Origin of the sequence: Alteromonas australica, assembly GCF_000730385.1 — a bacterium.
Classification (GTDB): Bacteria; Pseudomonadota; Gammaproteobacteria; order Enterobacterales; family Alteromonadaceae; genus Alteromonas; species Alteromonas australica.
On record NZ_CP008849.1, the window covers coordinates 3,344,729 to 3,356,805 of the forward strand.

The window sequence follows — 12,077 nt, forward strand, 5'->3', positions numbered from 1 at the left end:
CCTAACTTAAACTGAGATTAACACGTAAGATTTGCGTTACCTTATCACGATAGTGAAATAGCACTCACGCTGTAGCACCAACTAAAACAACTAAGTTTCAAATGTGAAATTTCACTATAGTTTTCGGCGGTTTTCAGTGGCGTTCTAAATAACGGAAATCAATACTACTGAGAAGGTGAAAGCGAAAAACTAGGCTGTGGCGGCTGATTGTAACCAACATTTTGCCACGCGATAGCCGTTCTATATTGTCTGTTGGCCATAAAGCTTGAACGCTTATATTGGGTAGGTAAAGTGGTAGAAAATAACCTTAGTGACCTGCTGTCTTTAGTCCGCCATATCACCTCTTCGCGCCAATCTCCGAGTATATCTGCGACCAATCCGGGAGTGGCTTTTGTACCGTTGTTGGAGGCTATGTCATATTCGCTCCCGTCCATTAGGGTCACGGTTTTCTCTTTTTCGTAATCCCACTTAGAGATGCGAGTATCATCTAATAGCTCACGCGTAAGGTCACCGTCCCACCATATCGCAAAATTCACTGAATCAGGTTTGGCAGACGTTATGACTTCACCGTTTGCAGCAATAAGGCCGCCTTTTGATGCCCAGCTTTCCATTCCTGCAAACCTTGGATCTATGTCCGCAGTAACACCTCGCCCTACGTCAGTATTGTCTCCTGGGTGGGACCAAATGATCTCTCCTGTTCCGGCATCATGAAGTTCAATTGCGTGTTGCGCACCTCTTTTTGTATAAGCGCTTGGCGTTTCATGCACCATAAATACTTCTAGGCCAGGTCGTTCAACAATGACATCCGCGAGATGTAACGCGTCACCGTGTCCGAGCGCCGTGCTATACAGCAGTTGACCGTCGTTATCTATTGTCGCGCCACCAAATATAATTTCATCATTTCCGTCCCCGTCTACATCGCCAACGCTCAAACTATGAGCGCCTTGCCCTGCACCAAGCGCGCTCTGGGAGTCTTTAGAGGAGTCAAATAGCCATTGCATAGAAATGCTTGTGCCTGTCCAATGAAACGCGGCAATCACTGCACGGGTGTAATACCCTCTCGTAAAAATCATACTGGGGGTTGCACCGTCGAGATAGGCAACACCCGCTAAAAAACGATCTACGCGATTACCATAGGCGTCCCCCCAAGCACTCACCTTTCCTCGCTCAGGAATATAATTAACTGTATCCAGCGCTTCACCCGTTAGACCGTCAAAAACCGTCAAATACTCAGCGCCATCCAATACATACCCCTTACTATTTCGATAATCGCGCGTAGCATCTCCTATCACATTTCCTCGGCCATCTACCGTTCCATCAGCGGTCTTCATCGCCACTTCGGCTCTACCATTATTGTCAAAATCGTAAGCAATAAACTGCGTATAATGTGCGCCCGAGCGAATATTCGTACCAAGATCAATACGCCATAACTTTTCGCCCGTCATGGTGTATGCATCTATATATGTTTTACCTGTAAACCCTGCTTGAGAATTATCTTTTGCATTGCTGGGGTACCATTTAACCAGTATCTCGTAACTGCCGTCTCCGGTTAAGTCGGCCACAGAAAGGTCGTTAGCACTATAGCTATACACTTCGTTATTCACTTCGGCATCTTCAGGCTTGTCTAATGGTATGTCTAAATAAAGCTCCTTCCAGGGTAAGGTTCCTGCTCCCATAGATGGAGACGGCCGTATGCCTTCGTCGGTGGATAGAAGAACATAATAGCTATCTGTAGGCTTGCCTTGCTTATCAACAAAAAACGTCGGTGCGTTAAATTCAAGCGTTGCTATTTTTTCGTGGTTGCGAAAGAGATTATAATGCCCTTGAGTGGCCGCTTCAGATTCGGCTCGCCAACTAAGTATAACGCTATTTGGGGTAGCAATTGCCACTAGACCTTGCGCCATTGAACCTGCTGAAACAGCAGGTGTGCGCCATTTTGATGTTGATGTATCCTTCATCATTTGGTAGCGGCATCCAAACACAACAAAATTTAAAATCACCACTGCCACTGCGATACGAAACAACACCTTTTTTTTCATCTTTATTCCTGTTCGACTATTTTAGCGTACTACGGTTAAATTCACTGTGTGAAGAAACGTTTGGAATTAACGGAAGCGAATATGATCGCGATTTAACTGGTCAATACTGCTACATCCCATCAGTCGCATGTCTCGCTCAATTTCAGCCACCATTAACGCCATAGCACGCTCTACCCCTTTTTCCCCAGCAGCCGCCAGAGCATAAAGATAATACCGGCCAAGACCGACGGCCTTTGCGCCAAGGGCTAAAGCTTTCAACACATGCGTCCCCCTTTGGATACCACTATCAAAAATCACGTCGATGTGCTCGCCTACCGCATCCACTATCTCAGCGAGTTGGTCAAACGAACTTCTTGAACCATCAAGTTGCCTACCACCGTGATTAGAAATAACAATGCCCGTACAGCCTATATCAACAGCACGCTTGGCATCCTCTACACTCATAATTCCTTTAAGACAAAATTGACCACCCCAAAACTTAACCATCTCAGCTACATCGTTCCAATTCATTGATGGGTCTAACATGTTGGTAAAATAGTCGCCTATCGAACTTGTTCCGCCTCCCATATTGATGTGTGCATCCAATTGAGGCAGAGAAAACTTTTCATGCGTGACATAATTGATGCCCCAAGCGGGCTTTGAGACAAATTGCCAAAGACCAGCAGCATTCAATTTAAACGGAATTGAAAACCCAGTACGTAGGTCGCGCTCTCGATTGCCCCCAGTTATGGAGTCAACGGTCAACATCATTACTTCAATGCCCGATGCTTTAGCCCGCTCCATCATTGCTTGGTTTAAGCCACGATCTTTGTGAAAGTAAAATTGATAAACTTGTGGTGTATTAAACTGCTTCGCTATTTCCTCCATACTCACAGTACCTAATGAAGATACCCCAAACATGGTGCCGTACTTTTCTGCTACCGACGCAACCGCCCTTTCCCCCTGATGATGAAAAAGCCGTTGAAGTGCTGTGGGTGAAAGATAGACGGGTAATTGCAGCTTCTGCCCCATTACCGTTACACTCAAATCAACGTCTTTTACGCCGGTGAGTACATTTGGCACCAAGTCACATTCATTGAAAGCACTGGAGTTACGTTTTAACGTGGTTTCATCGTCTGCGCCCCCATCAATGTAATTAAATATAGGGCCCGGTAACTTGTTTTGTGCCAGCTTTCTGAAATCGTGAAAGTTGTGGCAATGACTCAACTTCATAAGAACTCCGTCCTCAATAATCAGGAATAAGACGAAAGCAGCCCGCTTAAACGGGCTGAAAATTAACGATAAAACACACCTACGCTGATAACACTACTCGCCACCAACAGTGCATATATAAGTAAAAGACCCTTGTTACACGATTCCAGAGCCCGTTGCATTCGGATCTCGTGGGCGTTCTTTTGCCATATTCTCCCGGTAGTTAGATTTACGATAAACCGCCAGTGGATCTATTGCCGCCCCTTTTCGCAATCGAGCCATTGCTAAAATAGGAGACACATCTAAATTAAAGGCATTTTTTAGTTCAAGAGATGCCATCAATGCATCGTTTTCATCTTGATAGCCGTAGAGCTTTTCACGGTCGACAATGAGAGCCTTCACATACGAGCGCTGTACTTCAATTGCCGAGTTAATCAAGCTTTCAGCGGGATCGGTAACATTGTGCGACTGATCTAACATATAAGCCGGACCAAACGCTTCTTGCTGGCGATATTCAGCATCGACAAGCTCATTGAATATTAAGAACTGCTGGTATGGATGTAGCGAACCACTGTCTAGATCATCATCACCATATTTGCTGTCGTTAAAGTGAAAACCGCCCAGCTTTTTAAACTGAATAAGTCGGGAAACAATCATTTCTATATTGGTATTGGGCGCATGATGACCTAAATCCACCAGCGATTTGCACTTAGGCCCTAGCTGCATTGCGGCTAGAATATTTGAACCCCAATCTTGAATAATGGTTGAGTAGAACGCTGGCTCAAACATTTTGTGTTCAATATGCATTTCCCAATCATCAGGCAAGCCTTTATAGATTTCTTCCATGCTGGCTAAATAACGCTCAAATGCGCGTTGAAAGTGTTGCTGCCCCGGGTGGTTTGAGCCATCACCCACCCACACCGTCAGGCTTTTTGCACCTAGCTTTTGCCCATATTCAATACAGTCTAAATTGTGGGCAATAGCGAGTTCTCGAGAGGCTTTTTGAGTATTACTCAAACTTCCATATTTATAGGATGCAGTTTGGCCAGTTTGGTCTTGAAAAGTATTCGAGTTAACTGATACCCACTTTATGCCGTAAGCATCTGCTTTTTCTTTCAGCTCGCTAAAGTCTGACACTTTATCCCAAGGAAAATGCGGAGAAACACTGTCAGTACACCCAGAAAGTTCGTTTATTACCGCACAATCTTCGAGTTTTTCCCAAATGTTACGAGGTTCGCCCTCCCCTGGGAAGCGCGCAAATCTAGTACCCCCCGTCCCGGTTCCCCACGAAGGCACTGCGATTTGAAACTTACCGGCTGCCTGGGTAAGTAATTCTATATCCACATCACTACGCGCCAGCTTCTCTCCCAACGCCGCATAGTCTGCGTCCAAGTCGTTTTTCAACAAGTTGTTTTCTTGTTCTAGTAATACTTTATCTATTCTTCTTAACATGAAGTCGCTCCTAACGCAGAAATGCTTCGTGTAAACCGCCGTCCACACTAATAACTTGACCTGTAGTTTTACTCAACTGTCCCGAAACCAGTAAGTATGCCGCCTCAGCTTGGTCTTCAGGTGTAATGGGTTGTTTTGTTAAGGTTCGCTGAGCATAAAACTGAGCCAGTTTATTTCTCAATGACTCAGTGCTTTCGCTATCCGCAAATGCAATGTCGTACTTTGACAAAGATGAAATAACGCGGTCGCGAGGGAACATATTACTGCCTTGTACCACAGTCGCCGGTGCTAGCGCATTTACGTTGATCAATGGAGATAAGGTGACTGCGAGTTCTCGCATTAAGTGATTGGCTGCGGCTTTACTGGTGTCGTAGGCAAGCGAACCTTTTTTTGACACTGCGGCATTGACACTGGTAGTTAATACCATAGCACCTTTAAGACCCTGATTTTCCCATATTTTTTGAGCTTCCGAAGCAACAATATAGCCACCTTTAACATTGACCCCGAAACTAAGCTCGAACACCTTGTCATTTTTCGCTAAGTCGCTGCCCTCAGCAATGAACACACCAGCGGTAACAATAACTTTGTCTATACCACCGTAGGCTATAACAACGTCAGCCAGCATGGCTTCAACCGTTTCTCGACGTGTAATATCGACAGCCAATGCGATAGCAGGGCCACAGGCTGATATGCCACTCCCGGCAACGCCAATACCTTGGCCATAAATATCGGTAAGCTCTTTAGCGGTCGCTTTGGCGTTATCTAAATTCAGGTCAGCGCACACTACATGGGCTCCCTCCCTGGCAACACGGTGTGCCGTGGCTTTTCCTATACCATCACCGGCACCAATAACCACTACCACATCTCTTGCCAAGGTTTTTTCCGCTGGCATCCGTTGAAGTTTAGCTTCTTCTAACGCCCAATATTCAATATCAAATGCTTCTTGCGCTGGTAAAGCAGTATACTCTGAAATGGCCTCGGCACCGCGCATCACTTCGATAGCACAATTGTAAAACTCTGCCGTTACCCGTGACTCACTCTTATTTTTCCCCCACGCAACCATGCCTACCCCAGGAATAAGTATAACGGTGGGACTTGGGTCGCGCATGGCCGGAGAGTCATCTCGCTTACATTCATTGTAGTAAGCAGTGTAATCTTCGCGATACTTCTCAAGCCCTTGTTCAAATTTAACAATCAATGTATCGACATCATCCTGCTCGGGATTAAAATCAATATAGAGTGGTTTAATTTTTGTCCGTAGAAAATGATCAGGACACGATGTGCCTAGCTCTGCTAAGCGAGGAGCATCCACACTGTTGACAAAACGCAAGGTGGCCTCGTCGTTTTGTACTGTGCCAATAAACTTCACTTTGTTAGACAACATGCCACGCGCTATAGGTAAAAACTTAGTTAGCAACGCTTTACTGCTGTAACCATCTAATGATGAATACTTTTGACCGCCAAATGTCATTTCACCTTTATCGTGTTCTTCAATATAGCGCGCCGCTGTTTCAATCACCCAAAGTGAAGTTTCGTAACAGCTTTTACTTTCATTGGACCAATTGGTGTGACCATGCTGACCTAGAAGAATACCCCATATATCTGGGTTTTCGGCATAGGTATCTTCGCATAACTTAGCGGCCTCCCACCCGGGTCTCATCCAGGGTACGTAAGCTAATTTACCTCCCCAAATAACCTCGGTTAATGCTTCTTGATCTTTACACGATGCGACAGAAATAACTGCGTTTGGGTGCAAATGGTCCACATGTTTTTCACTAATCATTGAGTGCAACGGGGTATCAATTGATGAAGCTCGGGGGTTTAGGCAGAAGTTACAGTGCTTAAACATACCCACCATGCGATCCTCACCCGCCGACTTATAGCCTTTATCGACAAATGATTGATAGTTACTGTCTAGTGCATTGAGTTTGTCTTGATATAACGACGAAAAGTTTTCTTTCTTAGACGTTCTTAAGTCGCCTCCTGAGCCTTTGACCCAGAGGACTTCAACTTCTTCTCCAGTCAGTGGATCTTTCCCCATAAGTTTAGCCGAGGTGTTCCCACCACCCGTATTAGTAATACGTTGATCTTCGCCCAGTTTATTTGAGCGATAAACAAGGTTTTCTATGGGATCAAGTTTGTCTGCAACGTCGTCTTCCCATAAATACTTAACGAATTTGTAGTCTTCTGGCTTATAAGGCATTTAAGCGCGTCCTGTGAATGTAAATTACGAATTTTGAAAAAGTGGATAAGACATCCTTCACTAACGCTCAATATACATCCACAACAATCTATGTCAATCATTTTCAATCACAAATAAACATAAATGTTACATTTGAAACACAGAAAAATCACACAAGAGCAGACATTGTAAGAGAAAGAGATAGTGTAGCCCCTACTAGAGTGAAGGGGTTTTGAGAAGGTAAGCGGTATGAAAAATTAGAAGATGGGGCGTCAGCTTGTTAAACACTTCTGATTCGGTGACAACAGGCTGACAACATTAAGACTAGTCACAAGCCTGAACAACGATCACATTCACGCCTTTGTCTTTTAGCTTCTGTAAGGTAGCGGAGTCTGCATTACTATCAGTAATAACGGTGTCGACCTCTTCGATACCACAAAAAATGAGATTGCCTTTTACACCAATTTTGGAGCTATCTGCGAGAACTATGAGCTTCTCAGCACGTTTTCGGAGCTTTTGCTCAGCCAATATAAGCAGAGGGTCGCCCTCTACCACCCCAAACTCACTCACCCCCGGAGAGCCCATAAACATTTTACTACCCCGATAGTTCTGTGTAGTGTCGTTTTCGAAGGAGCTTAGTATGATGCTTTGTTTGCGGTATACCTCACCACCAGGTAGCGTGACTTGGTTCTGACTGTTTTCCAGTAACTCATGAGCAAGAACAAAGGAATTTGTTAATACATTCATGCGTCTATCCACGAGAAATTCAGACATCATGAAGGTTGAGCTACCGCCATTAATAATGATCGAATCACCATCTTCACACATTTCGGTAGCCGCTTTTGCGATCATACGCTTGGTGTTAGTATTCTTTTCCTTATCTACAAGGAAAGCACTTCCTGACAATCGAATATTTGATACAGCACGGCTTTCAATAACCTGCGCACCACCACGAATTTTCTCTAGCTTATTCTGCGCCGCCAGTTTATTAAGATCACGACGAATAGTGGCCTCTGACGCATTCAGTTGCATGCAAAGATCTCGTACACTGATGAAAGTCGCTTCATCGAGAATATCGAGAATCAATTGGTGGCGCTGTTTTTCGAGCATAGATTACCCTTGTCGTTAGGTCATTTTCATTAATATAGCCACAGTTACACTCAACATCAATCATATACAATTGAAAACGCACTAATTTGATTGATTTATGCGAGCTAACCACTGAGCTTTGTATTTTTCGATCTTATCAAAGTGAGACGGAGCACAATGTTCTACTGCTACGTTGTTGCCATCGTATTGTTCAAACTCTGTTAATGCAGATGCACCCAATACTGTTCCAGTATCATCGGCAGACAACCAGACAATTTGACGGGGGCGTAATTGTGCTAACAGTTCGCATAAGCGTTTATTTTTTAGGAATGCCCCCTCAATGTATATATCTCCCTGAGCATTTAAATCGTCTAACCGACGGTCTATCATCAATGCACAATATAAGGTGGCAATGGCTTGTGGAGAGAGAGGCTTATCTGGGCAATGCTGTCGCGGCGTTTTGCCTCCAAAAGGCCCGTTCCCGTGACTATAGTCAGGGGTAACCATCCAGTCATTGTCTATTGCTATTTGAATGTCTTGCGTGCTTGGCGACATAACAATGTTGCCTCCAAGAGCAGTACAGATTCGTTCGTACTCGCGTCCCCCCATAAAACGGGCACACGCCACTGGGTTCCCATAAACATCAACGTTCGACAAGGTATCTTTATGATCAGCTAAACTATCGAGGCGGCCATTCACTTGCATCAATATTGTCCACGTGCCTGAGGATATTACAGAGAAAGCCTTGTTTTTATTTAGTTTTAAGTACCTTAGTAAGCTGGCATTACTGTCATGTACACCCGTAAAAACCTTACAGGAAAGTGATAAACCCGTTTCTTTACAGACAGCGGCTCTTACTGTCCCCAAACAATCCCAAGCGTTTTTTACTGGGGGAAATAGATGCTGCCAGTTTTGCTGCGTGACTAAACGAGAATACTGTTTTAATACTGGCATCCATAAATCGGTGTGACACCCTAAAGAGGTCAGTTCAGTCGCTTTCTCTCCACATAAACGCCAAGCCCAATATTGCGGATACATTAGAATCGCTGTGGCCGAAGAAAATTTCTCGGGGTAGTTTTTTTGAAGCCAAAAAAGCTGTTTACCGAGGTTAAGGCCCGCTGGTAACGAAGGAGAAAAAGTCTCACTAAAACTTGGCCTGATGTCGCAATAATCAGATTCGCAGCTTTCTACCTTTTCATCTTCATAATCTAAGATAGGAAGTACCAAACCGGTTGGTTCGGATAAATTGGCGTCGTTTATGAGTGCTGCCGCTGCGCCATGGGTAGTTATGATTAATGCCTCTACTGAAGACGTTAAATTGCATGAGCGAAACGTTTCTGTAAGCCAAGACCAAATAGCAGTAACATCACACTGGCTGTACATACCGGTAATCGGCGAATTTTTACAACTAAAACTGGCTAATTCAGTATTGTCCGAAAGAAACAATAACTTAATATGTGTTTTACCTATATCCAGAACGGCTTTTCTCATGAATTTATACTTCCTTAGGGGTCTGGTTCCGTTAATGTAGATTGTCAGATGCAAGTCGTGGAAGAGGTAGTGGCAAGACTACATGGCATAACATGGCGGGGAATAATGGCGCCTGGGTGACGAATGATGGTGCCAGCTAATTGAGCAGCAAATTCAACCGCCTCTTTCACTGACATTTGCTTTGCTCGGCAGGCTAAATACCCTGCCGTAAACCCATCTCCGGCAGATGTAGTATCCACCACATGACTTACTTGTGTAACAGGCACCAAGGTATCTTCGTACTGTGTAATTACCCGTACTGGGTTAGCACCATCTTTTAACACTATTTCTTTCGGTGACATAGGTGAAAGATATGCCACAATTTGTTGCGACGAGGAATGGCCATATAGCGCGGCATGATCTTCCACCCCTGGAAAGACTATATCGCTAAGTGCATAGGCTTGGCGTGTCCAATCGGCTGCTTGCTCAATCCCTTCCCACAAGATTGGGCGGTAATTCGGATCAAAGGCAATGGTTGTGCCTTGGCGCTTATTCTCAATGAGGAAGTCTAAAAACATTTGCCGCTGCGTAGCAGAGAGTACGGCCATGGTAATACCAGAAAAATAGATCAAATCAACGTTTCGCAAGGAAACCTTGTGATTAATGACTAAGTTCATTAGATCTTTGGCGGCAGAGCTTTCTCGCCAATAGTGAAAGCGACGTTCACCTCGCGAATCTGTTTCAACCGCATAAAGTCCTGGCAAGCGATGACGATGAGCCAGCATCAGGGAGGTATCAACACCTTCATTTTCTGCAAATCGAGTAATACGCTGACTAAAGCTATCAGTGCCAATCGCGGTCAAGTAACTTACCTGACTGTCTTCAAGCACTCGTTTAAAATAAATGGCACTATTGAAGGTATCACCTGCAACATTTAAGGTAACGGCATCGCTCTGCGTCATAGGCAATTCCACCATCACCTCACCAATAAAAACACTGTTATGCATAGTTCTGCTCTTATAAAATGACTGCTATTTTCCGTAGATTGCGCTCGGTACTTACTTTGTCCTACCTAATTGATAAGTGTCTCTATAAATACCTCGGGCAGCTTCCTTTACCATGTCTGATACCTGTGTAATGTTTTCCTTTGGAAAAATGGCAGCAGGTGCGGTAATGCCAAGCGCGGCGACGACGGTGCCCATGCTATCTCTAACGGGAACAGCAACACAGCGTACGTCCTTGTTGTACTCTCTTTCATCAATGGCATACCCCATTGCGCTCACTCGCGATAGCTCTTTTTTAAGCATTTCGATATCAGTAATCGTAAGGTCAGTGTGCTTTTCCATCGGGTGCTCTTCCATGAGCAGATCCACATTGTCTGCATATAAAAACGCGAGAAAAACTTTGCCTGTGGCTGAACAATGAAGTTGCGCTTCACCGCCAGGGCGCTTAGACACCATCAATGGGCTCGGGCTGTCAAACACTTCAACAATCAGCGCCTTACCATGGTTAGGTACAGCAAGATGCGCTGTGTACCCTGTCTTTAGTGCTAGACGTTGTATATGAGGAATAGCAAAGTGCTGTAGCCTGTCTGAATGAATGACCTGCAACCCCAATTGTAAAAGGCTAGCACCACTAAAATAGAGCTTGCCCCGTTTCTCGAGCAGGTTTTCTGCGAGCAGGGTTTTGAGTAAACGGAACACTGTAGTCCTTGGAAGAGATAATGCCTCTTCTAAGGCCTGCATGCTCAATCCTTGCTCTTTGGTTGCCATTAACCGCAATATTTCACAGGCATGAACAACGCTGGGTATTGTGTAGCGCTCTGTCGTCATGATGATGATACTCTTTCATTGCATGAGGCATTCAACACCTCATTCTCTTCGTTACTAACGCGCCAAGAAGCCGCCATCAACGGCGAGAATGTGGCCATTAACGTAGGCACTAGCATCGCTCGCTAAAAACACAGCAGCACCTTGCAAATCTTCGGCCTCTCCCCATCGATTTGCAGGAATGCGTTTTAATATTTCACTGCTGCGCTCATTATCATCTTGTAGAGCTTGAGTGTTATCGGTGCGAATATAGCCTGGTGCGATCGCATTTACTTGAACGTTGTGCTGCCCCCATTCATTCGCCAATGCCTTTGTCAGACCCGCGATAGCATGCTTACTCGCGGTATAAGCGGGGACAGTGATGCCGCCGCTATAACTTAGCATTGATGCAATATTAATGATTTTTCCGCATTTACGAGCAATCATGGATTTACCAATAACCTGCGATAAAATAAAGGCGGAATCGATATTAACTTGCATTACATTTTTCCATTGCTCTAGCGGAAACTCAGTTGCTGGCGCGCGATAAATCGTGCCGCCATTATTGACTAAAATGTCGATACACCCTGTTATCGCTAATGCCTCTTTGGCAAGTGATTCTGTCGCCGCAGCGTCACTCAAATCTGCACTCAAAGCATATGCATCTTTACCCAATGCTTTTATTTTTTCTACGGTGTCATCACAACCACTCGCTCGGCTACTCGCACAAACAACGGTAGCTCCAGATTGTGCTAACCCTAGGGCAAGTGCCTGTCCAATGCCTCTGCTTGCCCCTGTAACAAGGGCAGTTTTGCCATTCAATTGAAAATTTAAAGCCATTATTCT

Annotated in this window: 9 protein-coding genes; all 9 read right to left on the reverse strand. The window is 44.8% G+C overall.

Features of this window, described 5'->3' with window-relative positions; translation table 11 throughout:
• Positions 1-164 precede the first annotated feature (164 nt).
• A complete protein-coding gene (locus EP13_RS14670; RefSeq protein ID WP_044057939.1) occupies positions 165-2,039 on the reverse strand; it encodes a rhamnogalacturonan lyase in 1,875 nt (624 codons plus the stop codon).
• Positions 2,040-2,105: 66 nt separating this feature from the next.
• Complete coding sequence (locus tag EP13_RS14675) at positions 2,106-3,251, reverse strand: alpha-hydroxy acid oxidase (RefSeq protein ID WP_044057940.1); 1,146 nt, start codon at positions 3,249-3,251, stop codon at positions 2,106-2,108.
• Positions 3,252-3,386: 135 nt separating this feature from the next.
• Positions 3,387-4,682, reverse strand: coding sequence for an L-rhamnose catabolism isomerase (gene rhaI / locus EP13_RS14680; RefSeq protein WP_044057941.1), 1,296 nt, complete (start codon positions 4,680-4,682; stop codon positions 3,387-3,389).
• Positions 4,683-4,692: 10 nt separating this feature from the next.
• On the reverse strand, positions 4,693-6,885 hold the full coding sequence (locus EP13_RS14685) for a bifunctional rhamnulose-1-phosphate aldolase/short-chain dehydrogenase (RefSeq protein WP_044057942.1): 2,193 nt from the start codon (positions 6,883-6,885) through the stop codon (positions 4,693-4,695).
• Between the two features lie 303 nt (positions 6,886-7,188).
• On the reverse strand, positions 7,189-7,974 hold the full coding sequence (locus EP13_RS14690) for a DeoR/GlpR family DNA-binding transcription regulator (RefSeq protein ID WP_044057943.1): 786 nt from the start codon (positions 7,972-7,974) through the stop codon (positions 7,189-7,191).
• Positions 7,975-8,055: 81 nt separating this feature from the next.
• Complete coding sequence (locus EP13_RS14695) at positions 8,056-9,444, reverse strand: FGGY-family carbohydrate kinase (protein ID WP_044057944.1); 1,389 nt, start codon at positions 9,442-9,444, stop codon at positions 8,056-8,058.
• Between the two features lie 44 nt (positions 9,445-9,488).
• Positions 9,489-10,430 carry a sugar kinase gene (locus EP13_RS14700; RefSeq protein ID WP_044057945.1) on the reverse strand — a complete coding sequence of 314 codons (942 nt, stop codon included), beginning with the start codon at positions 10,428-10,430 and terminating at the stop codon, positions 9,489-9,491.
• A gap of 51 nt (positions 10,431-10,481) precedes the next feature.
• On the reverse strand, positions 10,482-11,255 hold the full coding sequence (locus EP13_RS14705) for an IclR family transcriptional regulator (RefSeq protein WP_052364435.1): 774 nt from the start codon (positions 11,253-11,255) through the stop codon (positions 10,482-10,484).
• Positions 11,256-11,309: 54 nt separating this feature from the next.
• Complete coding sequence (kduD, locus tag EP13_RS14710) at positions 11,310-12,071, reverse strand: 2-dehydro-3-deoxy-D-gluconate 5-dehydrogenase KduD (RefSeq protein WP_044057946.1); 762 nt, start codon at positions 12,069-12,071, stop codon at positions 11,310-11,312.
• Positions 12,072-12,077 lie beyond the last annotated feature (6 nt).